This window comes from Aminobacter sp. J41, assembly GCF_000526635.1.
GTDB lineage: Bacteria > Pseudomonadota > Alphaproteobacteria > Rhizobiales > Rhizobiaceae > Aerobium.
Genome location: NZ_JAGL01000004.1, coordinates 170,766 through 196,914, shown reverse-complemented (window position 1 = coordinate 196,914; position 26,149 = coordinate 170,766). Strand labels below are relative to the sequence as shown.

The following is a 26,149-nucleotide window of genomic DNA, read 5'->3' as shown; positions in this document are numbered from 1 at the left end:
GCGCAATGGAGTTCATTACCAGCAAGGAAGAACTCCGGGCCCGTTACGGCGAGACCTCTGAGCGCGCCAGGCTCAAGGAAATGCGCGCGCTCGACCACCACGCGCGCAACTTCATCGTTCACAGTCCCTTTGTGCTGATCGGATCTCAGGACGCCGAAGGACGCGCCGATGTCACGCCCAAGGGCGACAAGCCCGGCTTCGTCGCCGTCCTTGATGACGCGACGATCGCCATTCCCGACCGCCCCGGCAACAACCGACTCGACACCTGGGAGAACCTGCTCGCCAATCCGGCGGCGGGGCTATTGTTCATGATCCCCGGCATGAACGAAACGCTGCGCATCAATGGCAAGGGCCGGCTCACGGCTGATTTGGCCCTGCGCGAGAAATTCGCGGTCGACGGCAAACTGCCGATCACCGTTCTCGTCGTTACGGTCGAGGCTTGCTACATGCACTGCGCCAAGGCCTTCATGCGCTCACAACTCTGGAAGCCGGAGACATGGCCGGACCGTTCGACGCTGCCGACCCTCGGCCAGATCCTGGCCGACCAGATCGCGATGACCCAGAGCGGCGCGGAAGTCGACAAATCGCTTGCGGAGGCCTATGCCCGCACGATGTGGTGACCGCACCGCAAGCAGCAACGAGGGGCAGGCATGCATCAGCACAACGACGACGACCAGCTGGTCGAACTACTTTTCCGCAACGGGACGATCACGGTCATCGGCATCGTCCTGTCGTTCTCGCTTTCATTCGTGACGCAGTGGGCCAACAACCCGGTTCCGTGGGAGCTGGACGATCTGCCGGCGCTCGCCTGCCTGTTCCTGGGCATTGCCGCCCAGCTGCGCTCGCTCCTGGTCATGCTCGGCCACGACTCGCTCAAGCGCCGCGTCTTCGACCGGGCGAGCCGGACCTTCATGATCGGCGTGCTGCTGATTGCAGCCGGCGTGTTGGCAGCAATCATCGCCGATCTCGTCGCGCTCCTGAAATAGGCGCCAACACGACGGCAAAAGAAAAGGCGGGCCGAAGCCCGCCTTTCCTATCTTTAGGTCCCAGACGGCGCGTCAGACGCGGCGCTCGACCATCATCTTCTTGATCTCTGCGATCGCCTTGGCCGGGTTGAGGCCCTTCGGGCAGGCCTGCGTGCAGTTCATGATCGTGTGGCAGCGATAAAGGCGGAACGGGTCCTCGAGGTTGTCGAGGCGCTCACCGGTCGCTTCATCGCGGCTGTCGATCAGCCAGCGATAGGCCTGCAGCAGAATGGCCGGGCCAAGGTAGCGATCGCCGTTCCACCAGTAGCTCGGGCACGAGGTCTGGCAGCAGAAGCAGAGGATGCACTCGTAGAGGCCGTCGAGCTTGGCGCGGTCCTCGTGGCTCTGGCGCCATTCCTTCGCCGGGGTCGGCGATACGGTCTGCAGCCAGGGCTGGATCGAAGAGAGCTGCGCGTACGGCACGGTCAGGTCCGGCACCAGGTCCTTGACCACCGGCATGTGCGGCAGCGGGTAGACCTTGATCGCCCCACTGATGTCGCTCATGCCCTTGGTGCAGGCCAGCGTGTTCGTGCCGTCGATGTTCATCGCACACGAACCGCAGATGCCCTCGCGGCAGGAGCGGCGCAACGTCAGCGTCGGGTCGATCTTGTTCTTGATGTACAGCAGTCCATCGAGAACCATCGGGCCGCAATCGTCCAGATCGACATAGTAGGTGTCGATGCGGGGATTTTCGTCGTCGTCCGGCGACCAGCGGTAGATGCGGAACTCACGAAGGTTGGTCGCGCCTTCCGGCTTCGGCCACACCTTGCCTTCTTGAACCCGGGAGTTCTTGGGTAGGGTGATTTCAACCATTCTCTTTCCCCGCGATCAGTAGACGCGCGCCTTGGGCGCAATCTTGGCCGGGTCGATGCCGCCCTCTTCGAGGGGCAGCATGGTCTCCGTGTGGACCGGGCGGTAGTCGAGCGTGACCTTGCCCTTCTCGTCCACCCACGACAGCGTGTGCTTGCGCCAGTTGACGTCGTCGCGCTGGGTGAAGTCCTCGCGCGCATGCGCACCGCGGCTTTCCTTGCGCGCCTCGGCGCCGTGCACCGTGGTGATGGCGCAGGCCATCAGGTTGTGCAGTTCCAGCGTCTCGACGAGGTCCGAGTTCCAGATCATCGAGCGGTCGTGGACCTTCACGTCCGGCAGCTCCGACCAGATCTGCGACATGCGTCGGCAGCCGCTCTCGAGCGACTCCTGCGTGCGGAACACGGCAGCGTCTTCCTGCATCGCGCGCTGCATCTTTTCGCGCAGCACCGCCGTCGGCGTACCGCCGTTGGCGAAGCGCAGGCCGTCGAAGCGTTCCATGATCTTCTCGCAGGCCTGCTCGTTGATGTCCGGAACAGCCGAGTCGCGGTCGATCACCTGGCCGGCGCGGATCGCGGCGGCGCGGCCGAACACGACGAGGTCGATGAGCGAGTTCGAGCCGAGGCGGTTTGCGCCGTGCACCGATGCGCAGCCTGCTTCGCCGACGGCCATCAGGCCCGGCTGGATGCGCTCGGGATTGGCGGCGTCCGCGTTGAGCACCTCGCCCCAGTAATTCGTCGGAATGCCGCCCATGTTGTAGTGGACGGTTGGCAGGACCGGGATCGGCTCGCGGGTCACATCGACGCCGGCGAAGATCTTGGCGCTCTCCGAGATGCCCGGCAGGCGCTCGTGCAGAACCGCCGGATCGAGGTGGTCGAGGTGCAGGTAGATGTGGTCCTTGTTCTTGCCGACGCCGCGGCCCTCACGGATCTCCAGCGTCATGCAGCGCGAGACGACGTCACGCGAGGCAAGGTCCTTCGCCGACGGGGCATAGCGCTCCATGAAGCGCTCGCCTTCGGAGTTGACGAGATAGCCGCCCTCGCCGCGGGCGCCCTCGGTGATGAGGCAGCCTGCGCCGTAGATGCCGGTCGGGTGGAACTGGACGAATTCCATGTCCTGCAGCGGCAGGCCAGCGCGGGCGACCATGCCGTTGCCGTCGCCGGTGCAGGTGTGCGCGGACGTCGCCGAGAAGTAGGCCCGGCCGTAGCCGCCGGTGGCCAGGACGACCATCTTCGCAGCGAAGCGGTGGATGGTGCCGTCGTCGAGGTTCCAGGCAACGACGCCGGTGCAGACGCCGTCGGTCATGATCAGGTCGAGCGCGAAGTACTCGATGAAGAACTGCGCGTTGTTCTTGACCGACTGGCCGTAGAGCGTGTGCAGGATCGCGTGGCCGGTACGGTCAGCCGCGGCGCAGGTACGCTGCACCGGAGGACCGTCACCGAAGTTCTGCATGTGGCCGCCGAACGGGCGCTGGTAGATGCGACCGTCTTCGGTACGGGAGAACGGAACGCCGTAGTGCTCGAGCTCGTAGACCGCAGCCGGAGCCTCGCGGGCGAGGTACTCCATGGCGTCGGTGTCGCCCAGCCAGTCAGATCCCTTGACGGTGTCGTAGAGGTGCCACTGCCAGTGGTCCGGGCCCATGTTGCGCAGCGAGGCGGCGATGCCGCCCTGTGCCGCTACGGTGTGCGAGCGGGTCGGGAACACCTTGGTGATGCAGGCCGTCTTCAGGCCCTGCTCAGCCATGCCGAGGGTGGCACGCAGGCCCGCCCCGCCGGCACCGACCACGACCACGTCGAACTTGTGGTCGACGAAGGTATACGCTCTTCCGTTTACGGCAGGACGTTCGAGGTTCTTTCTCATCTCGGCCACGTCTTTAGCCTCCGAATGCGATCTTGAGCAGCGCGAACAGGGACGCCGCGCCAAGGATGAGGGTGTAGAAGATGTTGAGCATCAGCAGCGCGATCTTGCAGAGCTCGCCGTGGACGTAGTCCTCGATGATCATCTGCATGCCGAGCTTCATGTGATAGAGCACCGAGAGCAGCGCGAGGATCAGCACGACCGTCACGAACGGATTGCCGAGCGTGGCGCGGACCTCGGCGAACGATGCATCGCTGAGCGCAATGATCAGGCCGATGAAGAACAGCATCAGCGGCAGGTTCGCAACGCCCGTCAGGCGCTGGTACCAGAAGTGGCCGGTGCCTTCGCGGGCGGCGCCGAGGCCGCGCACGCGCGATAGTGGAGTGCGGAAATCGGACATATGCTTATGCTCCCCGCGCCATGTAGCCGATGATCCAGATCACCACGGTGGTCGCAACCGAGATGAACGGCATTGCGACCGCCATGCGGGTGGATGCGTGCTTCTCGAGCCAGTGGCCGGTGTCCATGACGAAGTGGCGGATGCCGCCGATCGCGTGATGGATCAGCGCCCAGGTGAAGCCGAACAGGACCAGCCTGCCGAACCAGGACCCGTAGATCACGCTCAGCGTGTTGAACCAATCCTCGGACGTCGCCGCTGCGAGCAGCCAGGCAACGAACAGGAGGATACCGAAGTAAAGCGCGCCGCCGGTGATGCGGTGTACGATCGACATCACCATCGTCGGGATGGGTTTGTAGATCTGCAGGTGCGGTGAAAGTGGTCTGGCGCGGGTGGCTGTGGTTTTGCTCATGGCTCCCCCAAATCTAAGGGCCTCGCTCCGAGCTTATTCAACGGCGGTGCCGGTACGGATCGCGACCTTTTGGCGTGCGGGTCTTCTAATGCGGATTTCGCAGCGCGTCAAAGCGGTAAAGTGGCGATAATGCGACCGAATTTCCTCGGAAGGCGCTTCAATCGATTAATCGTCGCTTGCCCCATCGGCATTTTCTGCCCGCCGGGACGAGGTTCACCTGCGGCAGGTCAGCGGTTCCTTGCCCGCATGCATCCATAGCGCCTCACCACCCTCGACCACGAGCGCCATTCCGCTCTGGCCGAAACGGGTGTTCTGATTCGGCGGCGCTGCCATCAGTTCGAACACCTCGCCCTCGGTGTTGGTGAGGCGCACGGCGCCGCGGCCGGCTTCGACACGGATGCTGCCGCCGGTCTCGCAGGCGTAGGTGGCGCTGCGTGGCTGGGGGGCGTTGCCGTCACCGATGGTGCCGGTCGTTTCGGACGTCGGGCCGGTCTCGGACACGCAGGCTGCAAGGAAAAGGACGGCGCCTGCTGCCAGGGCCACACGCAGGGCGTCACGGCCCGGATGAAATTTCGTCGTCATGAGCGGCAGGGATGCTTTCAGTCGAATTGAGGATGAAGGGCCCGGAAGAGACTCCGGGCTCGCAGTGTCAGGCGACGTCGTAGCGAATGACGTGCGAGGTCCAGTCGGCGGGGGCTGCGATCTGCTCGTAGAGCCGGCGCCCTTCTTCCGGCTGGCGCGGCGCGTTGAGGATCAGCCGCGACCAGCCGCGCTCCTCTGCCTGATCGCTCAGGACGTCGATCAGCGCCTTGGCGATGCCCTTCTTGCGATGATCGTGGTGCACGTAAAGGTGATCGACCTGCCCGCAACGCAGACCGGAAATTGGGTCCGGCATGTCGGTGAAGATGGCAAAGCCCACGAGATTGTCGTCGATGCGCGCTCCGAGCACTTCCGCCACGCGGTCCTGCAGCAGCGTCTCGGCATAGAACTCGTCCGGTCTGCGCGGCGCGCCGCGCTTCAGGGCCTGCACATAGGCGGCGAGCAGCGGCGCGAACGCCCGGGCGTCCTTGAGGCGCAGAAGGGTGATGTCGATCTGGTGTGGCTGATTCATGCACCGCTCCTTTATCGCAATTGTATCGGCCCAGGCGGATGGGGCTGTCAATCACCGCGCGTTAACCATGTTCGCATGCGCGGGCCTGACCAGGCGCAGAAGCCCTTAACAATGGTTAATAAAAGGTTAATATCCGAGTTAACGTTGCTGTTCTTATCGGCTTGGGAGCAAACCGATGCGCGATATCTTCCTTGCAAGTGCCATCGCTGCGGCGATGCTGGCTTCTGTTTCCGTAGCGGCAGCCGGCGGCGCGGTTCGCGACCGGGTCTATGCCGACTCCTATGGCAACCTCGTGATCCATAGCCCCGCCGGCTACAAGCGCATCATCGTCGGCATGGGCCATACCGCCGACGCCTACAACGAGACCGGCTCCTACTACGAGCCCGAGGTCGTCTACCTCGACGACAAGCCTCAGGCCGAGGAAAAGACTTACACCTTCTGCACCCGCCCGCCGCATGTCTGGACGGGCCGCGCCCACATGTACGGCCTGACCGACGGCGAGATCCCGCAAGCGCCGCTCGTCTGCAGGTAACCGGGTTTTCAACGAACAGAGGGGGCGTCGATGCAGGCAGCGCAGACCTTTCGCCGCTCCCCGCGCGTTGCCTTTCGCCCGAAGTCACGACTGTCGCGCTACATCTCCCGCTTCGACGCGGGCGAGACGCTTCGCTCCGCCATCTACGGCGGGCTGGCGGGGGTGATCGCGCTGGTCGCCCTTGAAGTCCCCGTAGCCTTCGAGAGCGAGGCACCGGCATTGCGGCCGATGGGCACGCCGGCCGCCCCCATCAGCCGCGCGGCACCTCAGCCCCGAGAGGCAACAAGCTATACCGCTCCCCCCGCAGAATCCTCCATTGACCGGCTGCTCCGGCCGATGCAGCTCGACCTTAAGGCCAACGGCGTGGTTGAGCTCACCGGCCTGATCGAGCCAGGCTCGGCCCGACGTATCCGCGAGAAATTCGCGGCCGTTGAGTCAGAGGTGAAGACGGTCTCCCTGAATTCGCCGGGCGGCTCGATTGAAGATGCAATCGCCATTGCGCGGATGTTGCGCGAACGGGGCGTCGCCACCCAGGTCGCCGATGGCGCCATCTGCATTTCCTCCTGTCCATTGCTTTTTGCCGGCGGCGTCACGCGCAAGGCGGCAGAGGGCGCCACTTTCGGCGTCCACCAGTTCTATGCAGAGACGAAGCTTTCGCAGACTGATCCGGCACAGGCGATGTCAGACGCACAACTCACCATCGCGCGCATCGCCCGCTATCTGACGGAAATGGGCGTGGAAGCGGAGTTGTGGCTGCATGCGCTCGATACCCCGCCGCAGTCGCTCTATCACCTGTCGCGCGACGAGCTCGTCCGCTACGCACTGGTGACCGAGACCTCCAACTAGCAGGAGCCCGACTTCTCTTCCGTCGGGCAAACGAACAGGCTCGGCCGCACGCAATCGCGGCCGGCGCGCTTGGCGTCGTAGAGCGCGGCATCAGCACGAGCGAACAGCGACTGCGGTCTTTCTCCCTCGGCCAGTTCCGCAACGCCAAAGCTGGCGCTGATGCGCAGGTCGCGGGCAATGTCCTGCGGCCGGCTGGCGGAATAGACGCTGCGGATGTTTTCCGCGAGGAGTCTCGCCGCGTGCAGGTTGGTCGCGGGCAGGATGACGGCAAATTCCTCGCCGCCGATGCGCGCGGCAACATGATTCGGCCGACCGATGCGGCGCAGAATGTCGGCAAACAACACGATCAGCCGGTCGCCGGCCGCGTGGCCATAGGTGTCGTTGACCGTCTTGAAGTGGTCGAGGTCGCAGGTCACCAGCGTCAGCGGCAAATGCTTCTCGGCACTCTCGCGCGCGAGCTCTGCCAACCGCAGCTCGAAGCCGCGCCGGTTGAGAAGGCCCGACAGCGCGTCAGTCTCGGAGCGCAGCGTGATCTGCTGGATGATGTCGAAGGCAAGGCTGGCGAGGAGCAACAGGCCGGTTGCCACCACCAGCACCGTGCCGAGCGACTGCGATGCCATCGCATAGGTGGTCGTCAGGTAGCTTGCCGGGGACGGTCCCGTGCCACCGAAGGCCACTGCCAGGAAGGGCTTCAGCAGGTAGTGCAGCGAGCTGATGACGAGGAAGCCCGCCAGGACGTTGTCGAGCGTGCGGCGCTTTGGCGCGAGCAGGATGATGTAAACGCCCAGCGCCTGCATCGCGCAGTAAGGCGCCTGGTAGAGCATCAGCCGCGTGAACGAATCGCGCGGCATTCCATGAATGACGCTGCTGATTCCCACCGAAACGATGAAGATGCACGCCAGCGCCGCCATCGGCGTCTTTACATTGTAATGCCAGGTCAGGCCGATATTGAGCAATGTGAGGGCGACCAGGAACAGGACGTGGCCGAGGAAGGCGCCGAGCTGCAGGTTCGAAAAATACGGCAGCAGGAATTCGGAGACGCCGTAGGCGATGCCCATCACATAGGTCGCCGCAAACCACCATGCGGAAATGTAGCGGCGGTCGTAGAGCGCGATTGCCGCAAAGGCAGCGCTGAACAGCCCCGTGATCGACAGGGCTATGATCAGGATGTAGGCCGCACCGGTCATGGAGGTTCCCGTTTGGTAACGGGATAATGGATAGCAACAAAAAGAAGGTTAAGGCCTAAAATAATGAACCGGCCTACCTTGCGGCGGCCGGTCCACTGTAATTTTCTCGTTGATTGAGCCTTACCGGCTGGCAGCGATGCCGAGGATGAGGCCGGTTGCGACGCTGATCAGCAGGTAGTCGTTGTCGACCTTGACCCACTGCTGGCCCTTCGACGGGCGCTTCAGGCCGTGGCGGTGGTAGTCACGAACCGCCGGACGGCGCTTCCACTCCGCCACGCGCTCGCCGCGCTTCCAGTGATGACGCTTCGGCGCCGGAGCGTGCGCCTGCGGCTTCTTGCCGGGAGCCTGGAAATGCGGCTTCGGCGCCGGCTGGTGATGATGCTGCGGGGCCGGGTGCCGCGGATCGTGGCGGGTCTGGGCCTGCGCCATCGGGGCCGCGATGAAGGAGAAGGCAATCGCCGCAAGGATCGTACGCTTGAACATTCTTGGGGGGTCCTCGTTGTTGATGAGGCGAACCTAGCGGCGCGAAACTGAATGGAAAATGAACGGTAAGATTACGGTTTGGTAATTAAATCAAATCTTTACGAAGGTTAACGCGCGCAGGAAACGGCCTGCCGGACTGATTGGCCCGGCAGGCTGGACGCTAAGACCGAGAGATCAGGCGGCTTCGCGCGGCCCGATTGTCGTGGTGACGGAACCGAGCCCTTCGACCTCGACGACACAGACATCCCCCGGCACCAGCGCGCCCACTCCGGCAGGCGTGCCGGTGTAGATCACGTCCCCGGCCTCGAGCCGGATCGACTGCGACAGAATCGCAATCACCTCCGGGATCGACCAGATCAGGTCGGCAATGTCGCCGCGCTGGCGCTCCTTGCCATTGACCGACAGGGTGATGGCGCCGGAGCTGATGTGCCCGACTTCCTCCACCTTCGCGATCGGGCCGCAGACGGCGGAGCGGTCAAATCCCTTGGCGAAATCCCACGGGCGGCCAAGCTCCTTGGCTTCGGCTTGCAGATCGCGGCGCGTAAGATCGTTGCCGATCGCGTAGCCAAACACATGCGACAGCGCGTCGGCCTCGGGAATATTGAAACCAACCTTGCCGATCGCGACCACCAGCTCACCTTCGTGATGCAAGTCTTCGGTCAGCGGCGGGTAAGGGATCGCGGCACCGTCATCAACCACCGCGTCCGCGGGTTTGGTGAAGAAGAACGGCGGTTCACGATCGGGATCCTTTCCCATCTCGCGCGCGTGCGCGGCGTAGTTGCGGCCAACGCAGAAGATGCGGCGGACCGGGAAACGGGCGGTCTCGCCGCGAACGGCAACGCTTGCCTGCGGCGCTGGGGGAAATACGAATGTCACGCTGTGCTCCAATGATGCTGCGGCCTGAGAGGCCGGCTTATAGCTCATCCTCGATGACGGCGCGAATGCGCTTTGCGGCAAGGCCGTCGCCATAGGGATTGATCGCCTGCGCCATGCGCCGGTAGTGCGCCTCGTCGGTCAGGAGCTTCGACGCCTCGCCGACGATCCTGCCACGATTGGTGCCGACAAGGATGACGGTTCCCGCCTCGACGGCTTCCGGGCGCTCGGTCGTGTCGCGCATCACCAGGATCGGCTTGCCAAGCGACGGCGCCTCCTCCTGCACGCCGCCGGAATCGGTGATGATGATGAAGGCGCGATCCATCAGGTGCACGAACGGCTCGTAGTCGAGCGGATCAATCAGGTGGATTGCCGGATTGGATCCGAGCAGCCGCTCGACCGGCTCGCGCACGCTCGGGTTCGGATGCACCGGATAAACGATCTGCACGTCATGCTTCTGCGCAATCTCGTTGAGCGCGTTGCAGATGTTCTCAAAGCCGATGCCGAAATTCTCCCGCCGGTGACCTGTCACCAGCACCAGCCTTTTCTTTGGGTCAAGGAACGAGAAGCGCTGCGCAAACTCAGCCTGCCGTGCCGGCTCGCGCGTCTTCTCCACCGTCTCGAGCAACGCGTCGATCACCGTGTTGCCGGTGATGTGGATGTGGGCTTCCGGAACGCCTTCGCCGAGCAAATTGGCCTTGGACGTCGCCGTCGGTGCGAAATGAAAACGCGTCGCAAGCGTCGTCACGCGCCGGTTCATCTCTTCTGGCCACGGCGCCTGCAGGTTGCCAGAGCGCAACCCCGCCTCGACATGGCCGAGCGGGAGCCGCCGGTAGAAGGTAGCAAGCGATGCTGCCAGCGTCGTCGTCGTGTCGCCGTGGACGAGAACGAGGTCGGGCATTTCCCGGTCTAGCACCTGGCCGATGCCGGTCAGCACGCCGGCGGTAACCGCGTCGAGCGTCTGGTTGGGCTTCATCAGGTCGAGGTCGTGGTCCGGCACGATGTCGAACAGCTCCAGCACCTGGTCGAGCATCTGCCGGTGCTGGGCTGTAACGCAAATGCGCACCCGCAGCCGGTCGGAGCGCTGCAGCTCCTTCACCACCGGGGCCATCTTGATCGCCTCCGGCCGCGTGCCGAAAACGGCAAGCACGGTCTTCGTCGGTCGGTCCCCTCGCGGCATGGCGTCCCCCTCTCCTGACTATGAGAAAGTCATAGCGCAAAACTCGTTCCCGGGCAGTAAAGCCGGGGCGAGACTGACCTCAGACTTACGTAGCATCACCCCCGACACTTGACCGAAGGCGCGGAAAACACGAAAAGACGAATTATCACGAAAGACGCGACATGGACTTCGAAGCCTTTTTCGCCACGAAGCTGAACGTCCTGCGGGACGAAGGGCGCTATCGCGTCTTTGCCGAGCTGGAGCGCCAGGCTGGCGCATTCCCCGCTGCACGCCGCCACGCCAACGGCGAGATTCGCGACGTTACCGTCTGGTGCTCGAACGACTATCTCGGCATGGGCCAGCATCCGAAGGTGATCGCAGCCATGCATGAGGCGCTTGACCGCTACGGTGCGGGCGCCGGCGGCACCCGCAACATTTCCGGCACCAATCACTATCACGTCCTGCTCGAGCAGGAGCTTGCCGACCTGCACGGCAAGGAGGCCGCGCTGCTGTTCACCTCGGGCTACGTCTCCAACTGGACCAGCCTGTCGACGCTCGGGGCGCAGATCCCGGACGTCGTGATCTTGTCCGACGCCGGCAACCACGCCTCGATGATTGAGGGCATTCGCCACTCGAAGGCCGAGCGCCGCATCTGGAAGCACAATGACGTCGAGGATCTCGACCGGCAACTCGCCGAGGTCGGCCCCGACCGGCCGAAGATCGTCGCCTTCGAGAGCGTCTATTCGATGGACGGCGACATCGCCCCTATTGCTGACATCGTCGAGGTCGCCGAAAAGCATGGCGCGATGACCTATCTGGACGAGGTCCATGCCGTCGGCATGTACGGCCCGCGTGGCGGCGGTATTGCCGAGCGCGAAGGGCTGATGAACCGGATCACCCTGATCGAGGGCACTCTCGGCAAGGCTTTCGGCGTTGTCGGCGGCTATATCACCGGCTCCGCGGCGCTGATCGATTTCATCCGCTCCTACGGCTCAGGCTTCATCTTCACGACCGCTCTGCCGCCGCACATCGCGGCTGGCGCGCTCGCCTCGATCCGCCACCTCAAGACCAGCAATGTCGAGCGCGCGGCCCATCGCGACCGCGTCGCAAAAGTGCGCCAGCGTCTCGACAAGCTCGGCATCCCGGTGATGCCGAACCCGAGCCACATCGTGCCGGTGATGGTGGGCGATGCGGCCAAGTGCAAATGGATCTCCGACCTGCTGCTCGACGAGTACGGGGTCTACGTCCAGCCGATCAATTATCCGACGGTGCCGAAGAAGACCGAGCGCCTGCGTATCACGCCGACGCCGCTGCACACCGATGCCGACATCGACGCGCTGGTGCATGCCCTGTCGAGCCTCTGGTCCCGCTGCGCCCTCGCCCGCCAGGTCGCCTGACATTTCGGCAAACGGAACGCGCCTGAATAGGCCTGCGCGGCCGCGGCGAGTTGCGCTATCAGGCGGCCAGCCCGCACAGAGTGTTCCCGCATGCCCTCTTCCGCACGTCCCGACGATCGCTACGCCGCCTTCCGCCACTCGTCATATCTGCGCTTCTTCGGCGCCCGCTTCGCGACGAGCTTTGCGTCGCAGATCGTATCGGTGTCGGTGGGCTGGCAGGTTTATGACCTGACTCGCAATCCGTTCGATCTAGGACTTGTCGGTCTGGTGCAGTTTGCGCCGGCGTTGCTGCTGGTGCTGGTGACGGGCGCCGTTTCCGACCGGTTCGGCCGGCGCCTTATCATGGGCCTCGCCATCACCGTCGAGGCGCTGTGTGCGCTCGCGCTGCTGCTTCTCACGCTTCGGGGTCTCACCAACGTCGTGCACGTCTTCCTCGTGCTGGCGGTGTTCGGCACAGCCCGCGCGTTCTTTTCGCCTGCCTCATCGTCGCTCGTCGCCAATCTCGTGCCGCCGGAGGATTTCGCAAACGCCGTCGCCTGGAACTCGTCTGCCTGGCAGGTCGCCACCATCGTCGGCCCGGTAGCGGGCGGCCTGCTCTACGGCATCTCGCCTGAAGCAGCCTACACCGTCGCCACTGTGATGATGGGCGTTGCCGCGCTGCTGATCTTCTCGATCCCGAAGCCCGCACAGCATTTCGAGCGCGAATCGAGCGGCCTTGGCTCGCTCTTTGCCGGCTTCAGCTACATTCGCAGCGAGAAGGTGGTGCTGGGGGCAATCTCGCTCGACCTCTTCGCCGTGCTGCTGAGCGGCGCGATCGCGCTCCTTCCGGTCTATGCGCGCGATATCCTCGAGCTCGGCCCATGGGGGCTCGGCATGCTGCGCTCGGCGCCGGGCCTTGGCGCGGTCTGTGTTGCCGTCTGGCTTGCGGGCCATCCGATTCGCGACCATGCCGGCCTGCTCATGTTCTTCTTCGTCGCGCTGTTCGGCGTCTTCACCATCGTCTTCGGTGTCTCGACGATCCCGTGGTTGTCGATCACGGCGCTGGCGCTGCTCGGCGGTGCCGACATGGTTAGCGTCTATATCCGCAGCACGCTGATCCAGCTCTGGACGCCGGACCGCGTGCGCGGCCGCGTCAGCGCGGTTAATGGCGTCTTCGTCGGGGCTTCGAACGAGCTTGGCGAATTCCGCGCCGGCACCATGGCGTCACTGATCGGCACCGTCCCCGCCGTGGTCGTCGGCGGCATTGGCGCGATCGGCATCGCAGCGCTATGGGCGTGGCTGTTCCCGGAGCTCAGGAAAGCACGCCGTCTCGACGGCCGTACCTGATCGCCTCGTTGGCCTCGGCGGCCGGAACCACGCGCGCGTCGGACCCATGCTCGAAGATGTGCTGGAGGAATTCCTCCAGCCAGCGTCGCAGCCTGATGTCCCACAAGAACCGGCCGTTGAGGTGCTCGCGGCCCTGCTGCGCGCCGGGCAGCTCGAAGCGGCTTGCGCCGCGCACCACCCAGCTGTGCATCATCGCCCGCGTCAGTTCGGCATGGAACTGGATGGCATAGGCCTTCTTGCCATAGCGGAAGGCCTGATTGGGATAGGTCTGGCCGCCTGCAAGAAGCGCGGCGCCGCAAGGCAGCGAAAAGCCCTCCCGATGGAACTGGTAGACCATGTCCGGCCAGTCCATCATCTGCTTGCCTTCCTGGGTCGCGTGGATCGGGTACCAGCCGATTTCGACTGCACCGTCCTCGCGCGGGCCAACGCGGCCGCCAAGATGATTCACCAGCATCTGCGCGCCAAGGCAGATGCCGAGGAACGGCTTTTCTTCCTTGAGCGGCACGGCGAGCCACTCGGTTTCGCGCCGGATATACTCCTCCGGGTCGTTGGCGCTCATCGGGCCGCCAAACACCACCGCGCCGCGATGCTCGTGCAGCGTCTCCGGCAGCGGATCGCCCAGCGGCGGGCGCCTGATGTCGAGATGGAAGCCCGCCTGAGTGAGAAGCTGGCCGACCCGGCCCGGGCTCGATCGCTCCTGATGCAGCACGATGAGGATCTTTCCCCGCGAGGGTCGATGCGGATCGTGCGGATGCATGTCAGTCCTGTTCGCCTATTCCCGCCGCTTCGCGCGCCTGCTTGCGCAGGAGCACCCGTTCGCGCTGCTCGATTCCGATCAGTTCGGCAACGCGCCAGACGACATTGTCCTCGAGTTCGTGCAGCTCGCCATCGGCGTAGACGACTTCCCAGAGCAGACGCACCAGCTCCGATTTTTGCGGCTGCTGCAGCGTGCGGTTGAGCACGCTGGTGAACTGGTAGAAGTCGATCGCCTCGCGGCTCGCCTGCTCGCCCGCTGACAGCAGCTGGTCGAGCTGCTTGCCCGACACGCCGAACGCTTCTGCCAGTCCCGAGCGCAACTGCGCGCGCTCGGAATCCGCGCGCGTGCCATCCGCGTCCGCAACATAGGTCAGCAGTGCCGCCGCCGCCACGCGCGGATCGTCCGCTTCCGGCAGCTTGTCGCCGGAAGCTGGCTTCAGATTGGCCAGGAAGGTCTTGAGGTGGTCGAGCATACCTTCTTAGTAGCGCGAAGCTTTTGGCTAGAACAGCCTGAAGCCGGCGGGTTTTTCTTCCTTTTCTTCGGGATCGACACCTGGATCATCCGGAAGGCGCGCAATCCGGACTTCTTCCTCTTCCAGATCAACCGGCTCGGCATCGAGCACCGGCGGCGTGATGACGACCGAAGCGGGACCTGCCGCTTCCTCTGGTTTCTTCGCGGCAGCCGGGCGCGCGGGCTGCTCCACCTTCGCCTCCTCGACAGGCTCGGCCGGGGCGGTCGGGGGGGCAGGAGCAGCTATTACGGGCTTCGGCGTGGGCGCCTCCGGCTCGTAGGGCTCGATCAGCTGGCTGATTTTTTCGGCCGGCACCTTCCACTCGAACGCGTCGAGTCTGCCGGTGACGGGCGACAGCGGCGCCCATTTTTCCGAAACGACGCCGTCGGCAACCCAAGCCGGATCGCGCTGCGCGCGCACGGCCTGACCGAGCAGATGACGGATCTTGCCCTGGTCGCCGGTTTCGGCCTCCTCGATGTCGGCAAGCAGCAGGAACACGCTTTCGCGCGGACCGAGCCTTGCCGCAGTCTCCGCCTCGCGCCGCGCAAGTCCGAATTCGCCGGCATCGAGCGCAGCCCGTGCCACCACGAGCGAAGACTCGACATTGTTGCGGCGAAGCGACTGCAGGCGCCTGCCGCGTTCAAGGCGATCATGGGTTGAATCGCCCGGCCGCGCGTGGACATAGGCCTCGGCGATCTCGGGATGCGGCTCGAGTTTCCAAGCAGCCTCGAGGATCTTTGCGCCCTTGCGCACGTCGTTGAGGCGGACGCACGCGCGCGCGGCAATCACCGCAGCCGGAACGAGGTCCGGCGCGAGCTTGTTGGCTTCGGTCGCGGCAGTGCGCGCACCGGCTGGATCGGCATCGAAGATCGCCTGGGCCTTCGCCGTCAGCAGCACCGCGCGGCGGCGGTTGGCTACGGTCCTGTCGATCTGCTTGGTCGCCTTCTGCGTCTCGACCAGCTTCAGCGCGCCGTCCCAGTCGCCCGCCTCGACCTTCTCTTCAAGCGTCGAATCGGTGGCCCAGCCAAGCTGCGGTGCCACCTCCGCAGCCCTTGCCGCATAGTGACGCGCAGCGACACGGTCGCCCAGCCGTTCAGCCTCCAGATAGAGGCCGCGCAGACCAAGCAGGCGCATTTCCGGATCGGCCAGCATCGCCTCAAACTTGGTCCGCGCCGCTTCGTGGTCGCCTTCGAGGAGCGACGCCTGCGCGTCGAGAAGATGAATTAGCGGTTCCTGATCGGCGGCGATCAGCTTCATCGCTTCCTTTTTCTTCTTACGTGCCAGCGCGGCATCGCCCGCACCGGCGGCGACCATGCCGGTCGACAGCGCCTGGTAGCCACGGTCGCGGCGGCGGACGCGGAAATAGCGGGTCACGGTGTAGGGGCTGTACCAGATGCCTTTCAGAACCCACCAGCTCAGCATGGTCAGCGCCACGACCGCCACCATGATGACGGCGGCGACCATCAGGCTCACCTGATACTGGTAGCCGTTGAAGGTCATGACCAGCTCGCCGGGCCGGTCGGCGAGCCACGCGAAGCCAAGACCAATCAGGAAAACGAGGAGCAGGAAGAACAGGATACGGAACATCAGTTAGCTCCTCAGCGCGGCGGCCAAAGCCTGGTCGACAAGCTGGTCGACTTCGCGGCGCGCCCGCACCTTCTCGATGAACGGCTTGCCCGCTTCCTTCGCGGCGTCCGGCAAATTTTCGTATTCGGTCAGCGCACGCTCGAGGTTCCCGGCCTCGACGGCGGCGTCAATGCGCGCCGCGATCTCCGGCACACCGTCGCCCTCAACCATGCCGACGGGACGGACCTGCACCAGCCCCATCGCGCTCTGCCACAGCTTGTCGGCGATGCCCGCATCGGGATCGACCGGACGCTCGGCGGCGATCATGGCATTGGCGGCTGCATCAGCTTCCGCCGCGAGCTGCGCAAGCGTCGCCACGCCGTTCTGCGCGTAGGGGCGGAGGCCGTCTAGTTCGGCCGCATCCGGCGTCAGCGCTGCAATGGTGTCGAGCTCAGCCTTGAACGGCACGCCGCGGTCAACCGCAGCCTTCAGCGCCGAGACGGCGATGACCATCGCGGTCGACGGCGCATCCGCCTGTTCGTCGAGGCGCGAAGCGAACTCGCTGATACGGGTTTCAAGACCTTCGAGGCGTCCGGTCAGCTGCGACTGCGCATTCTGCACATTCGTGACTAGCTCGCGCAGCGAGGCAACATCGTTGCTCATCTCCCCAAGCGCTGCTTCATCGGTTGCCGGGTTTTCCCGCAGTTCCCGGATCGCGTTTTCAAGGTTCGTCAGGCGCTCCTCAACCGGCGTGAGATCGATGGTGCCCGCATCACCGGCCGTCTGCGCCGCAGACGCAACTTCCTGGCGCAGCCCCTCGACCTGCTCGGTGACGGTGGCGAGGCGCTGTTCGGCCTCCTGCAGGCGTGCTTCGAGTGCGGACGTATCGGCCCCGCCCGACGGAGCGGATGCAACTTGCTGGCGCAGCGCGGCCACCTGTTCCTCCAGCGAGGCGATGGCCGGGCTGTGGTCCTCAAGGACGCTGCGGCTGCCGGGGAGCAGTCCCGCGAAGTGCAGGCCGCCGGCAATCGCCAGCGCGATCACGCCGCCTGCGATGCCTGCAAGCAGCGAGCCGCTAGAGCCGCGCTTCGCGGCCCCCGGCGATCGCACCGATTCGCTGCGGCCGAAGGAACTTGAGGATGCCGTGCTGTAGGGTGATTCGCCCTCGGGCAAGTCGCGAACCGGTTTTTCTGTAGTCGCCTCCGGCTCAAAAGGCTCGGCCGGTGTCTCGGACGCGTCGACGGCCTCTGCCGGCTGGGTAGGTGCGTCCGTTTCGGCTGGCTGATCGACGGGAGAAGCTTCTGCTTCTGCTGCCTTCCGCTCCTCGTCCAGACGCGAGACCTCGTCAGGCGAAAGGTCGATCGTCACAGGCTCCCGGCTGGATTTTGAGTGTCGGGTTCGGGGCGTCTTCACCATGCCGGCAGTCCTTCAGCTCATGACGGTTCACGATAACCGTTTCTTCCTGATCTAGGCCGCTCGCTAGATCGTGAAAAGGGCAACGCGGTGGTCACCTTCCCGAATGGGTAAGAAGAAGTTCAAGAACGCTTTCTTCGGAAGGCGCCGCGCTTACGAAGATGCGCTTGGCATCAACGCCGAAAAACGCCGTCGCGACTTTTTGCGAGATGCAGAAGAACGTCGTCTTTTCAAATGCTTGCCATATACCTTCACGGGCTGTTAGCCCGGCAAGCAGCTGGCCAGCACGCTCCGACAGCACCGGCGCGCCCCACACTTCTCCTTGCGCAATCGCATTCAAAACAAAGTCAGTTGGGTAACTGACTTCTTCTGCCGAATACACTTCGGCGACGTCGAGACGAATGCCGCACGCGTCCAGCGCATCGGCAAATCCCTTCGTCCGCTGTACTGCCGCGAGGTGCAGGAGGTGCGAACCGGCGGGCAGCTCCTTGCTAATTAGATCGGCAAGCTGCACGGCTGTTCCGCCTGCTATGCGCACATTCGTGAAGCCAGACTTCCTTGCCTCAGATCCGGTCGCCTCCCCAACCGCATAGAGCGGCCGGGTGTGGAATGCATCGATGAGTTTCGCCGGTATGTGCCGAACGGCATTGGGGCTGGTGACAATGACGGCGTCATAGACACCCGGCGGGGCCGGCAGTTTCGGCTCAACCGGCACGATCCTGGTCAGCGGCAGGACGATGGGCGCGAAGCCCAGCGCCTTGAGCCGCGCGGCGGTGGCGCTCGCGCCGGGTTCGGGGCGGGTTACGAGAACCCGCTTCCTCAAGACCAGCCTTCGAAGAATTTCGCGCCAGCCTTGTCGCGGATCCGCGCGCCGGCGTCCGCGCCAAGTGCGGCGGCTTCCGCCACGCTGCCCTCGGCGCCGATTTCGTACACCTGGCCGCCGTCCGGCGTCAGAATCATGCCGCGGAAGTCGATGCGGTCGCCTTCAACCTGCGCATAGCCGGCAAGCGGCGTGCGGCAGGAGCCGTCGAGCGAGGCAAGGAACGCGCGCTCGCAGGAAAGCGCCGCGCCCGTTGCGGCATGGCTGATTGGCGCAAGCAGTGCCTTCACCCGCTCGTCGCCAATGCGGCTTTCAATGCCGATGGCGCCCTGCCCCGGCGCAGGCGGAAATTTCTCCACCGGCAAGAGTTCGGTGATGATGTCCGAAAGCCCGAGACGGCGAAGACCGGCGTTAGCCAGCAGCGTTCCGGCAACCTGTCCCTCATCCAGCTTGCGCAAGCGCGTCTGCACATTGCCGCGGAACATCACGACCTCGATGTCGGGACGCAGGCGGCGGATCAGCGCCTGGCGCCGCAGCGACGACGAACCGACCACCGCGCCATGCGGCAGCTCCTCCAGCGTCGGGCTATCGCGGCCAATAAAACCGTCGCGGACATCCTCGCGTTCGAGGAAGGCGGAAAGCTCCAGCCCGTCCGGCAGCTGCGTCGGCATGTCCTTCGAGGAATGCACCGCGATGTCGATGCGGTTGTCGAGCAGTGCCTCCTCGATTTCCTTCGTGAACAGCCCCTTGCCGCCGGCCTCGGCGAGCGGACGGTCGAGGATCCGGTCGCCGCTGGTCGAGATCACCACGATCTCGAACGCTTCCTCGGGCAGGTTGTGCGCCGCCATCAGCCGGGCGCGCGTCTCGTGCGCCTGCGCCAGCGCGAGCGCGCTGCCTCGTGTCCCGATCCTCAACTCATAAGTTTGCATGCTGGCTCGTCCATGATACGTGCGTGCCAGTCCTAACGGGGAATAACCGGCACAGCAATGTTACGCATGCTCGGCATCGAGACCAGTTGCGACGAGACGGCTGCCTCGGTGGTCGCGCTTGATGACGCCGGCACGCCCAGAATCCTGTCGAATGTAGTCCTCAGCCAGATCGAGGACCATGCGGCTTTTGGCGGCGTGGTACCCGAAATCGCCGCCCGCGCCCACGTCGAGGCGCTCGACGGCATCGTGGAAGCTGCTCTTAGCGAAGCCGGCGTCGACCTCGGCGAGCTTGACGGCATTGCCGCCACCGCAGGCCCCGGCCTCATCGGGGGGCTGATCGTCGGCCTGATGACGGCCAAGGCAATTGCCGCGGCGTCCGGCAAGCCGCTGTTTCCCGTGAATCATCTGGAAGGCCATGCGCTGACCGCGCGTCTCACCGACGGCGTCGAGTTCCCCTATCTGCTGCTGCTGGTCTCCGGAGGCCACACGCAGGTCATCCTCGTGCGTGGCGTCGGCGACTATGAACGGTGGGCGACCACCATCGATGACGCACTGGGCGAAGCCTTCGACAAAACGGCAAAGCTCGTTGGCCTGCCCTACCCCGGCGGCCCGAATGTCGAAAAGGCGGCGCAGTCGGGTGACGCTGCCCGCTTCAGCTTCCCGCGCCCGCTGCGCGGCGAGGCGCGACTCGACTTCTCCTTCTCCGGCCTGAAGACTGCCGTGCGGCAGGCCGCCACCGCCATCGCGCCTTTGTCCGATCAGGACGTCGCCGACATCTGCGCCTCGTTCCAGCGCGCCATCACCGAGACGCTGGAAGAACGCGTCGGCAAGAGCCTAGCCCGCTTCCGCGAGGTGTACCCCAATGCCGCGACGCCCGCCTTGGTCGTCGCCGGTGGCGTTGCCGCCAACAAGGCGATCCGCGCAACGCTCGACCGCCTCTGCGCGGCGCAAGACATGCGCCTTGTCGCACCACCGATCGCGCTTTGCACCGACAATGCGGCTATGATTGCCTGGGCCGGGCTCGAGCGGATGCGCGCAGGTCTTGCAAGCGGCGAGGAGGGCATGTTGTTCGCCCCGCGCTCGCGCTGGCCGCTCGACGAGAGCGCGAGCCCGATGATCGGTTCCGGCAAGCGGGGAGCCAAGGCATGACGCACAAGTCGCGGATTACGGTTTTGGGCGGCGGTGCGTGGGGGACGGCACTTGCCCTCACCTCGCTCCGCGCCGGCCACGACACCACGCTGTGGGCGCGCGACCGCGAAAGCGTCGCCTCGATCAACGAGCGCCGAGAGAACCCGCGCTACCTTCCCGGCATTCGGCTCGATGAGGGACTGAAGGCAACCACGGACCTTGCCGCTGCGCTTTCCGCCGCCGATTGCGTCCTTGCCGTCGTCCCGGCGCAGACCATGCGCAGTGTGCTGATCGAGATCTCGTCGCTGCTGCCGAAGGGCGTGCCGCTCGTCCTTTGCGCCAAGGGTATCGAGCGCGGCACCGGAAAGCTCCTGTCGGAGATCGCAGCCGAGATCCTGCCGGAAACGCCGATCGCGGCCCTTTCCGGCCCGAGCTTCGCCACCGACGTCGCCCGCGGCCTGCCGACGGCCGTCACCGTTGCCTCCACTGATGCGGCCGTCGCCTCGGGGCTGGCGGCGCTGTTTTCCTCGCGCTCCTTCCGCTGCTATTCGAGCACGGACCTCACCGGCGTCGAGGTTGGCGGCGCGCTCAAAAATGTGCTCGCCATCGCGGCGGGCGCGGTTGCCGGCGCTGGCCTTGGTGCCAGCGCCCAGGCAGCCATGGTCACGCGCGGCTTCGTCGAGCTGCGCCGCGTCGGCGCGGCGTTCGGCGCCGAGCCAGAAACGCTGATGGGCCTGTCCGGCCTCGGCGACCTGATCCTGACTTGCGGCTCCGAGCAGTCGCGCAATTTCGCCTATGGCGTCGCGCTCGGCCGCGGTGGCAGTCGCGACGGCCTTAAGCTCGCCGAAGGCGTGGCGACCGCCGGCATCGCCGCGCGGCTTGCGCGTGAAAAGCACGTCGAGGCGCCGATCATCACCGCCGTCGACGACATTCTTTCCGGCAGGAGCACGATCGGCGAGGCGGTTGCGGCGCTGATGGCGCGGCCGCTGAAGAGCGAAACCGACAACGACACAGGACGAGCGAAATGATCTTTACCTTCATCGGCAGGGACAAGCCCGGACACCTCGACACCCGCCTGTCGAACCGTCCGGCCCACGTGGAATACCTCAACAAGCTGAATGCCTCGGGCAAGCTCAAGTTCGCCGGCCCGCTGCTTGGCGACGACGGCAAGCCGACCGGCAGCCTGGTCGCCTTGGAAGTCGCCAGCCGCGAGGAAGCGGAATCGATCCTCGCCGCCGACCCATACGCAAAGGCCGGGCTGTTCGAGTCGACCGAACTGCACGCCTGGAACTGGCTCTTCAACAATCCGGAGGCCTGACCAGATGGCGTACTGGCTGTTCAAGTCGGAACCCGACGTCTTTTCCTTCGAGATGCTGAAGGCCAAGGGCGAGAAGGGCGAACAGTGGGACGGTGTGCGCAACTACCAGGCGCGCAACAACATGCGCGCCATGAAGATCGGCGACCTCGGCTTCTTCTACCACTCCAACATCGGCCTTGAGGCCGTCGGCATCGTCGAGGTCTGCGCCGAGGCGCATCCCGACTCGACCACCGACGATCCGCGCTGGGAGTGCGTCGACATCCGCGCGGTGCGCGACCTGCCGCGGCCGGTCTCGCTCAAGGAAGTGAAGGCCAACCCGAAGCTCGCCAACATGTCGCTGGTGACTTCGATGCGCTTGTCGGTCCAGCCGGTGACGCCGGAGGAATGGGCCGAGGTCTGCCGCATGGCGGGGCTCGATCCGGCGCCGTGAGGCGTGTGTGTCGAGCAACCGGCGGTGATGGGGCGGCTTGATCTCGGCGCGAGGAAACAGCCTCACGGGAACCGTGTGAATCAAACTACCCCCACCCCTAACCCCTCCCCACAAGGGGGAGGGGGATTTTGGGGAAGCGGGATCTGCTCCGGGTCCGGAGAGGGGAAGTCCAATCCTTTGGGCGCTACTGAGGCTGAACTTCGCACGCAATCTGAACAAGTAATCCGCGGCGGACATCACCGGTCGCTGAAGAAGGCGGGGGCGCCAACGCCTCCCTCCCCCTTGTGGGGAGGGTAAGGGGGGGTAACTCACATCTCACCCGGTAGGCCCCTCAAACGGAAGGAAGCCGCTGCAACGCGCAGACGCGGCACTTCCACCGGGCTTACTTCCGCCCACATTCGCCGACGAAAATGCCTGATGGTCGATCAAAGCTTCATTCTTGATAACACGGCGATCATCGCGCCGCCGCATGTGCCGGAGATCGCGCTTCATCTTGCCGATGAGGCGCATGACCTGTGGCACAGGACCGAGGAAGAACTTGGCGAGATCGGACTGCCGCCGCCGTTCTGGGCGTTTGCCTGGGCAGGCGGGCAGGGACTTGCCCGCTACGTGCTCGACAATCCGCAGGTGGTGCGCGGGCTGCGGGTGCTTGACTTTGCCTCCGGCTCCGGCCTTGTCGCCATCGCCGCAGCAAAATCCGGCGCGCGAAAAGTCGTCGCCGCCGACATCGACCCGATCGCGGCCCACGCGGTCTCGCTCAACGCGAGCGCCAACGGCGTTTCGTTGGTCTTCACTGGCGACGACCTGATTGGCACCGACGGCGACTGGGACGTCGTCCTTGCCGGCGACGTTTTCTACGACAAGCAGTTCGCCGACCGGCTCGTGCCCTGGTTCACGCAGCTGAAGGAGCGGGGCGCGACCGTCCTCGTCGGCGATCCCGGACGCTCCTACCTGCCCAAACAGGGGCTCGAAGCGGTCGCCACCTATCAGGTGCCGGTCACGCGTGTTCTCGAAGATTCCGAGGTCAAGCAGACGACCGTCTGGCGCCTAGCGTAACACCCTGATGACCGTCTGCCGCGACAGGTGCGGCAGCAGCTGCTTCATGACACCCGGATAGACCGCCACACAACCTTCGGTGGGCAAGAAGCCTTCGCGCGCGATGTGGAAGAAGATGGCGCTGCCCATGCCGCGCCGGCGCGGGCGGATATTGTAGTCGAGCACGACGCAACAATCATAGAGCCGGTCGGGCCGCTTCATGCATTCGGCGCTCTTCGGATAGGGCAGCTTCACGGGCCGGTTGTAGTTGCGGTCGAGGGGGTCGTCGCACCAGCCGTCGTTCTGGCGAATCAATTTCAGCGGAAGCTTCGATTTGGTCGTCAGCAGGCGGCCCTTGCGGAAGTATCCGGAGAGCATCCGCATCTCTCCGAGGGGCGTCGCGCCGTCCCCTTCCCGTTTGATCGCGCGAATGCCGCTGCGGCCGAGCGCGCACGGAAAAACCCGGCCATTCCAGTTGAGTAGCCCCTGCGTCGGCCTGCCCGGACGCGCGCGGACGGCAAGAATGGCAGTGGCGGGGCGAAGCTGTTTTTTTGCAGGGGCTTGCACGGGGAACAAATCGTCGTGATACGCTTTCTAGGGCGGGAAGTTCCTCTTAAACCGCATGATGGTCAATAAGGCCGTCGTTCGGCCATAAAATCTGGTCAAGGACACGACATGACGTCACGTACCATCCTTATCGTCGACGATGATGCGGACCTGCGCGACACGCTCGTCGAGCAGCTGTCCCTGTACGAAGAATTTTCCGTTCTGCAGGAAGAGTCGGCGGCCAAGGGCATTCAGACCGCCCGCTCCGGTGTCATTGACCTCCTGATTATGGACGTGGGCCTGCCAGACATGGACGGCCGCGAGGCGGTGAAGCTTCTTCGCAAGGGCGGCTTCAAGCCGCCGATCATCATGCTGACCGGCCACGACACCGACTCCGACACCATCCTCGGACTGGAAGCGGGCGCAAACGACTACGTGACGAAACCGTTCCGCTTCGCGGTACTCCTCGCACGCATCCGCGCCCAGCTGCGTCAGCACGAGCAGAGCGAGGATGCGACCTTCACCGTCGGCCCCTACGTCTTCAAGCCCAGCCAGAAGCTGATGACCGACCCGAAGGGCAACAAGATCCGCCTGACGGAGAAAGAAGCGTCGATCATCAAGTATCTCTACCGCGCCGACCAGAAGGTCGTGACGCGGGACGTGCTGCTGGAAGAGGTGTGGGGCTACAATTCGGGCGTGACGACGCACACGCTCGAAACGCACGTCTACCGCCTACGCCAAAAGATCGAGCGCGATCCTTCAAACGCCGAGATTCTTGTGACGGAGAGCGGCGGCTACAAGCTCGTGCCTTGACTGATTTCCCCACGCAGTCGAAGAACTTGAAACAGTTCCTGCATCGGTGACGGCGTGTTTGGCCCGTCGGGACCTGTTACGAGCGTATTCGGGGGACAACTGGGGACTTCGATTTGGCCCTTGACGACGACATCCGCACCCTGTCCGGAGTGGGTCTGTTTAGCGACCTGAGCCCGGAACAGCTCCGGCTGCTCGCTTTCGGAGCCGAGCAGGTGCGCCTGTCCGCAGGCCAGGAACTCTATCGCGAGAACGCGCCGGCAGACTGCGCCTATGTCGTCGTTACGGGCAAGATTGTGCTCTACCGCGAACACAAGGGCGAGGCGGTCGCGGTTGCCCGGGTGGGTCCAAGCGCCCTTCTCGGCGAACTTGCACTGATCACCCAGACGCGCCGGATGACCTATGCCGCCGCAGAAACCGACGCAGAGCTCATCCGCCTCAACCGCACCCTGTTTCGCCGCATCCTCGAGGAATATCCCGAGACCGCCGTCGAGCTGCACCGGCGCATGCTCGAGGACCTGCAGGTCTTCCTGAAGAAGATCGAGAAGCTGGCGCCAAAATTTTCCGACTGAGCTGACCGCTCCGCCTAGAGGTCGAAGCGCGCGATCACCGGCACGTGGTCGGAGGGGCGATCCCATCCGCGCGCCTCGGTGATGATGTCGATGCCGGCGAGGCGCGGCGACAGGTCGGCCGACGACCAGATGTGGTCGAGACGGCGGCCGCGGTTGGAAGCAACCCAGTCGCGCGAGCGGTAGCTCCACCAAGTGTAGAGCTTCTCGGTTGGCGGTACGACCTGACGCATCAGGTCGACCCAGCCGCCTGCCTCGCGCATCGCCTCGAAGCTGGTGGTCTCGATCGGCGTGTGGCTGACGACGTTGAGGAGCTGCTTATGCGACCACACGTCGTGCTCCAGCGGCGCGATGTTGAGGTCGCCGACCAACACGGAGGAATAATTCTCGCCCGAAACCGCCGTCACGTCGTGCATCTCGGCGACGAAGTCGAGCTTGTGGCGGAATTTCGGATTGATCTCCGGATCAGGCTCATCGCCGCCGGCCGGGACGTAGAAATTGTGCAGCAGGATCTTTCGATCCCCGGCCTCGACGTGAATCGACAGGTGGCGGCAGTCGTCGATGTCGCAGAAGCGGCGGCGGTCAACCACCTCGACAGGCCGCCGCGCCACAGTGGCGACGCCGTGGTAGCCCTTCTGGCCGCTGATCGCGATGTGCTCGTAGCCTGCCTTGCGGAACGCCTTCGACGGGAACAGGTCGTCCGGGCACTTGGTCTCCTGCAGGCACAGCACGTCAGGCTGGTACTCCGCCAGGAACTTCTCGACCAGCGGCATGCGCAGGCGGACGGAGTTGATGTTCCAGGTGGCAATGGAGAAAGACATCGGATGATCCGGAGTTCAGGCGGCAGGACGGGCGGAAACTGCCAGCCGCGGCGCGCGAAGACAACCCCGGCACGCAGACGCATG

31 protein-coding genes are annotated in these 26,149 nt (G+C 64.8%); 13 read left to right on the top strand and 18 right to left on the bottom strand.

Annotated elements, in window-relative coordinates; genetic code table 11:
- Positions 1-5 precede the first annotated feature (5 nt).
- The gene (locus L630_RS0105135; RefSeq protein ID WP_024847210.1) at positions 6-620 is read left to right on the top strand and encodes a pyridoxamine 5'-phosphate oxidase family protein; all 615 of its coding nucleotides are present in this window, start codon (positions 6-8) and stop codon (positions 618-620) included.
- A 30-nt stretch (positions 621-650) separates the two neighbouring features.
- Entirely contained in the window at positions 651-986 is a 336-nt protein-coding gene (locus L630_RS0105130; RefSeq protein ID WP_024847209.1) for a hypothetical protein, read from the top strand.
- Between the two features lie 72 nt (positions 987-1,058).
- On the opposite strand, the gene L630_RS0105125 is transcribed toward L630_RS0105130, so the two are convergent.
- The 6 genes from L630_RS0105125 to L630_RS0105100 all read right to left on the bottom strand — a co-directional run bounded on the left by L630_RS0105125 (position 1,059) and on the right by L630_RS0105100 (position 5,609).
- Positions 1,059-1,838 carry a succinate dehydrogenase iron-sulfur subunit gene (locus L630_RS0105125; RefSeq protein ID WP_024847208.1) on the bottom strand — a complete coding sequence of 260 codons (780 nt, stop codon included), beginning with the start codon at positions 1,836-1,838 and terminating at the stop codon, positions 1,059-1,061.
- A gap of 15 nt (positions 1,839-1,853) precedes the next feature.
- Entirely contained in the window at positions 1,854-3,692 is a 1,839-nt protein-coding gene (gene sdhA, locus L630_RS0105120) for a succinate dehydrogenase flavoprotein subunit (RefSeq protein WP_024847207.1), read from the bottom strand.
- A 13-nt stretch (positions 3,693-3,705) separates the two neighbouring features.
- Positions 3,706-4,089: a succinate dehydrogenase, hydrophobic membrane anchor protein gene (gene sdhD, locus L630_RS0105115; protein ID WP_024847206.1), complete on the bottom strand. Its 384-nt coding sequence runs from the start codon at positions 4,087-4,089 to the stop codon at positions 3,706-3,708.
- 4 nt (positions 4,090-4,093) lie between these two features.
- Entirely contained in the window at positions 4,094-4,498 is a 405-nt protein-coding gene (gene sdhC / locus L630_RS0105110) for a succinate dehydrogenase, cytochrome b556 subunit (RefSeq protein ID WP_024847205.1), read from the bottom strand.
- A gap of 213 nt (positions 4,499-4,711) precedes the next feature.
- A complete protein-coding gene (locus L630_RS0105105; RefSeq protein ID WP_024847204.1) occupies positions 4,712-5,080 on the bottom strand; it encodes a hypothetical protein in 369 nt (122 codons plus the stop codon).
- 67 nt (positions 5,081-5,147) lie between these two features.
- On the bottom strand, positions 5,148-5,609 hold the full coding sequence (locus L630_RS0105100) for a GNAT family N-acetyltransferase (RefSeq protein WP_024847203.1): 462 nt from the start codon (positions 5,607-5,609) through the stop codon (positions 5,148-5,150).
- Between the two features lie 175 nt (positions 5,610-5,784).
- On the opposite strand from L630_RS0105100, the gene L630_RS0105095 reads away from it, so the two are divergent.
- Positions 5,785-6,141, top strand: a complete 357-nt coding sequence (locus L630_RS0105095) for a hypothetical protein (RefSeq protein WP_024847202.1) — start codon at positions 5,785-5,787, stop codon at positions 6,139-6,141.
- A gap of 30 nt (positions 6,142-6,171) precedes the next feature.
- Positions 6,172-6,987 (top strand): ATP-dependent Clp protease proteolytic subunit, encoded by an 816-nt coding sequence (locus tag L630_RS0105090; RefSeq protein ID WP_024847201.1) that lies wholly within the window; start codon positions 6,172-6,174, stop codon positions 6,985-6,987.
- On the opposite strand, the gene L630_RS0105085 is transcribed toward L630_RS0105090, so the two are convergent.
- The 4 genes from L630_RS0105085 to wecB all read right to left on the bottom strand — a co-directional run bounded on the left by L630_RS0105085 (position 6,984) and on the right by wecB (position 10,710).
- A complete protein-coding gene (locus L630_RS0105085; RefSeq protein ID WP_024847200.1) occupies positions 6,984-8,174 on the bottom strand; it encodes a GGDEF domain-containing protein in 1,191 nt (396 codons plus the stop codon). The two genes, L630_RS0105090 and L630_RS0105085, sit on opposite strands and share 4 nt — an antisense overlap.
- A 120-nt stretch (positions 8,175-8,294) precedes the next feature.
- Entirely contained in the window at positions 8,295-8,657 is a 363-nt protein-coding gene (locus L630_RS0105080) for an RcnB family protein (RefSeq protein WP_024847199.1), read from the bottom strand.
- 174 nt (positions 8,658-8,831) lie between these two features.
- Positions 8,832-9,533: a fumarylacetoacetate hydrolase family protein gene (locus tag L630_RS0105075; protein WP_024847198.1), complete on the bottom strand. Its 702-nt coding sequence runs from the start codon at positions 9,531-9,533 to the stop codon at positions 8,832-8,834.
- Between the two features lie 37 nt (positions 9,534-9,570).
- A complete protein-coding gene (gene wecB, locus L630_RS0105070; RefSeq protein ID WP_024847197.1) occupies positions 9,571-10,710 on the bottom strand; it encodes a UDP-N-acetylglucosamine 2-epimerase (non-hydrolyzing) in 1,140 nt (379 codons plus the stop codon).
- A gap of 161 nt (positions 10,711-10,871) precedes the next feature.
- On the opposite strand from wecB, the gene hemA reads away from it, so the two are divergent.
- Positions 10,872-12,086: a 5-aminolevulinate synthase gene (hemA, locus tag L630_RS0105065; protein ID WP_024847196.1), complete on the top strand. Its 1,215-nt coding sequence runs from the start codon at positions 10,872-10,874 to the stop codon at positions 12,084-12,086.
- Positions 12,087-12,176: 90 nt separating this feature from the next.
- A complete protein-coding gene (locus tag L630_RS0105060) occupies positions 12,177-13,412 on the top strand; it encodes an MFS transporter (RefSeq protein WP_024847195.1) in 1,236 nt (411 codons plus the stop codon).
- Here the strand turns inward: L630_RS0105060 and L630_RS0105055 are convergent.
- From L630_RS0105055 to hemC, 6 genes are all read right to left on the bottom strand, one after another.
- Complete coding sequence (locus L630_RS0105055) at positions 13,378-14,169, bottom strand: glutamine amidotransferase (RefSeq protein WP_024847194.1); 792 nt, start codon at positions 14,167-14,169, stop codon at positions 13,378-13,380. The two genes, L630_RS0105060 and L630_RS0105055, sit on opposite strands and share 35 nt — an antisense overlap.
- A gap of 1 nt (position 14,170) precedes the next feature.
- Positions 14,171-14,641, bottom strand: a complete 471-nt coding sequence (locus L630_RS0105050; RefSeq protein ID WP_024847193.1) for a TerB family tellurite resistance protein — start codon at positions 14,639-14,641, stop codon at positions 14,171-14,173.
- Between the two features lie 27 nt (positions 14,642-14,668).
- Positions 14,669-16,267: a heme biosynthesis protein HemY gene (locus tag L630_RS0105045; RefSeq protein WP_024847192.1), complete on the bottom strand. Its 1,599-nt coding sequence runs from the start codon at positions 16,265-16,267 to the stop codon at positions 14,669-14,671.
- A 3-nt stretch (positions 16,268-16,270) separates the two neighbouring features.
- Positions 16,271-17,614: a mitofilin family membrane protein gene (locus L630_RS21015; RefSeq protein ID WP_024847191.1), complete on the bottom strand. Its 1,344-nt coding sequence runs from the start codon at positions 17,612-17,614 to the stop codon at positions 16,271-16,273.
- A 139-nt stretch (positions 17,615-17,753) separates the two neighbouring features.
- Positions 17,754-18,482 (bottom strand): uroporphyrinogen-III synthase, encoded by a 729-nt coding sequence (locus L630_RS0105035; RefSeq protein WP_024847190.1) that lies wholly within the window; start codon positions 18,480-18,482, stop codon positions 17,754-17,756.
- Complete coding sequence (gene hemC / locus L630_RS0105030; RefSeq protein ID WP_024847189.1) at positions 18,479-19,408, bottom strand: hydroxymethylbilane synthase; 930 nt, start codon at positions 19,406-19,408, stop codon at positions 18,479-18,481. Before hemC ends, L630_RS0105035 begins: the two co-directional genes overlap by 4 nt.
- 57 nt (positions 19,409-19,465) lie before the next feature.
- Here hemC and tsaD point away from each other — a divergent pair, with 57 nt between their 5' ends.
- The 5 genes from tsaD (at position 19,466) to L630_RS0105005 (ending at position 23,340) form a co-directional block, all read left to right on the top strand.
- Positions 19,466-20,557 carry a tRNA (adenosine(37)-N6)-threonylcarbamoyltransferase complex transferase subunit TsaD gene (gene tsaD / locus L630_RS0105025; RefSeq protein WP_024847188.1) on the top strand — a complete coding sequence of 364 codons (1,092 nt, stop codon included), beginning with the start codon at positions 19,466-19,468 and terminating at the stop codon, positions 20,555-20,557.
- Positions 20,554-21,564 (top strand): NAD(P)H-dependent glycerol-3-phosphate dehydrogenase, encoded by a 1,011-nt coding sequence (locus L630_RS0105020; protein ID WP_024847187.1) that lies wholly within the window; start codon positions 20,554-20,556, stop codon positions 21,562-21,564. Before tsaD ends, L630_RS0105020 begins: the two co-directional genes overlap by 4 nt.
- Positions 21,561-21,854, top strand: a complete 294-nt coding sequence (locus L630_RS0105015) for a YciI family protein (protein WP_024847186.1) — start codon at positions 21,561-21,563, stop codon at positions 21,852-21,854. The genes L630_RS0105020 and L630_RS0105015 overlap by 4 nt, the downstream gene beginning before the upstream one ends.
- 4 nt (positions 21,855-21,858) lie before the next feature.
- Positions 21,859-22,284: an EVE domain-containing protein gene (locus L630_RS0105010; protein ID WP_024847185.1), complete on the top strand. Its 426-nt coding sequence runs from the start codon at positions 21,859-21,861 to the stop codon at positions 22,282-22,284.
- Between the two features lie 417 nt (positions 22,285-22,701).
- On the top strand, positions 22,702-23,340 hold the full coding sequence (locus L630_RS0105005; protein ID WP_024847184.1) for a methyltransferase: 639 nt from the start codon (positions 22,702-22,704) through the stop codon (positions 23,338-23,340).
- On the opposite strand, the gene L630_RS0105000 is transcribed toward L630_RS0105005, so the two are convergent.
- Positions 23,332-23,886, bottom strand: a complete 555-nt coding sequence (locus L630_RS0105000; protein WP_245263656.1) for a L,D-transpeptidase family protein — start codon at positions 23,884-23,886, stop codon at positions 23,332-23,334. The genes L630_RS0105005 and L630_RS0105000 overlap by 9 nt on opposite strands.
- Positions 23,887-23,994: 108 nt before the next feature.
- Between L630_RS0105000 and L630_RS0104995 the strand changes: the two genes are divergently transcribed.
- Both L630_RS0104995 and L630_RS0104990 read left to right on the top strand, forming a co-directional pair.
- A complete protein-coding gene (locus L630_RS0104995; RefSeq protein ID WP_024847182.1) occupies positions 23,995-24,678 on the top strand; it encodes a response regulator transcription factor in 684 nt (227 codons plus the stop codon).
- Positions 24,679-24,791: 113 nt separating this feature from the next.
- Positions 24,792-25,247, top strand: coding sequence for a cyclic nucleotide-binding domain-containing protein (locus L630_RS0104990; protein WP_024847181.1), 456 nt, complete (start codon positions 24,792-24,794; stop codon positions 25,245-25,247).
- Positions 25,248-25,261: 14 nt separating this feature from the next.
- Here the strand turns inward: L630_RS0104990 and L630_RS0104985 are convergent, their stop codons facing one another.
- Entirely contained in the window at positions 25,262-26,065 is an 804-nt protein-coding gene (locus L630_RS0104985; RefSeq protein ID WP_024847180.1) for an exodeoxyribonuclease III, read from the bottom strand.
- Between the last annotated feature and the right edge of the window lie 84 nt (positions 26,066-26,149).

Coding starts and splice junctions, on each gene's coding strand:
- L630_RS0105135 (WP_024847210.1), top strand. CDS start 6: ATGGAGTTCATTACCAGCAAGGAAGAACTCCGGGCCCGTTACGGCGAG.
- L630_RS0105130 (WP_024847209.1), top strand. CDS start 651: ATGCATCAGCACAACGACGACGACCAGCTGGTCGAACTACTTTTCCGC.
- L630_RS0105125 (WP_024847208.1), bottom strand. CDS start 1,838: ATGGTTGAAATCACCCTACCCAAGAACTCCCGGGTTCAAGAAGGCAAG.
- sdhA (WP_024847207.1), bottom strand. CDS start 3,692: ATGAGAAAGAACCTCGAACGTCCTGCCGTAAACGGAAGAGCGTATACC.
- sdhD (WP_024847206.1), bottom strand. CDS start 4,089: ATGTCCGATTTCCGCACTCCACTATCGCGCGTGCGCGGCCTCGGCGCC.
- sdhC (WP_024847205.1), bottom strand. CDS start 4,498: ATGAGCAAAACCACAGCCACCCGCGCCAGACCACTTTCACCGCACCTG.
- L630_RS0105105 (WP_024847204.1), bottom strand. CDS start 5,080: ATGACGACGAAATTTCATCCGGGCCGTGACGCCCTGCGTGTGGCCCTG.
- L630_RS0105100 (WP_024847203.1), bottom strand. CDS start 5,609: ATGAATCAGCCACACCAGATCGACATCACCCTTCTGCGCCTCAAGGAC.
- L630_RS0105095 (WP_024847202.1), top strand. CDS start 5,785: ATGCGCGATATCTTCCTTGCAAGTGCCATCGCTGCGGCGATGCTGGCT.
- L630_RS0105090 (WP_024847201.1), top strand. CDS start 6,172: ATGCAGGCAGCGCAGACCTTTCGCCGCTCCCCGCGCGTTGCCTTTCGC.
- L630_RS0105085 (WP_024847200.1), bottom strand. CDS start 8,174: ATGACCGGTGCGGCCTACATCCTGATCATAGCCCTGTCGATCACGGGG.
- L630_RS0105080 (WP_024847199.1), bottom strand. CDS start 8,657: ATGTTCAAGCGTACGATCCTTGCGGCGATTGCCTTCTCCTTCATCGCG.
- wecB (WP_024847197.1), bottom strand. CDS start 10,710: ATGCCGCGAGGGGACCGACCGACGAAGACCGTGCTTGCCGTTTTCGGC.
- hemA (WP_024847196.1), top strand. CDS start 10,872: ATGGACTTCGAAGCCTTTTTCGCCACGAAGCTGAACGTCCTGCGGGAC.
- L630_RS0105060 (WP_024847195.1), top strand. CDS start 12,177: ATGCCCTCTTCCGCACGTCCCGACGATCGCTACGCCGCCTTCCGCCAC.
- L630_RS0105055 (WP_024847194.1), bottom strand. CDS start 14,169: ATGCATCCGCACGATCCGCATCGACCCTCGCGGGGAAAGATCCTCATC.
- L630_RS0105050 (WP_024847193.1), bottom strand. CDS start 14,641: ATGCTCGACCACCTCAAGACCTTCCTGGCCAATCTGAAGCCAGCTTCC.
- L630_RS0105045 (WP_024847192.1), bottom strand. CDS start 16,267: ATGTTCCGTATCCTGTTCTTCCTGCTCCTCGTTTTCCTGATTGGTCTT.
- hemC (WP_024847189.1), bottom strand. CDS start 19,408: ATGCAAACTTATGAGTTGAGGATCGGGACACGAGGCAGCGCGCTCGCG.
- tsaD (WP_024847188.1), top strand. CDS start 19,466: ATGTTACGCATGCTCGGCATCGAGACCAGTTGCGACGAGACGGCTGCC.
- L630_RS0105020 (WP_024847187.1), top strand. CDS start 20,554: ATGACGCACAAGTCGCGGATTACGGTTTTGGGCGGCGGTGCGTGGGGG.
- L630_RS0105015 (WP_024847186.1), top strand. CDS start 21,561: ATGATCTTTACCTTCATCGGCAGGGACAAGCCCGGACACCTCGACACC.
- L630_RS0105010 (WP_024847185.1), top strand. CDS start 21,859: ATGGCGTACTGGCTGTTCAAGTCGGAACCCGACGTCTTTTCCTTCGAG.
- L630_RS0105005 (WP_024847184.1), top strand. CDS start 22,702: ATGGTCGATCAAAGCTTCATTCTTGATAACACGGCGATCATCGCGCCG.
- L630_RS0104995 (WP_024847182.1), top strand. CDS start 23,995: ATGACGTCACGTACCATCCTTATCGTCGACGATGATGCGGACCTGCGC.
- L630_RS0104985 (WP_024847180.1), bottom strand. CDS start 26,065: ATGTCTTTCTCCATTGCCACCTGGAACATCAACTCCGTCCGCCTGCGC.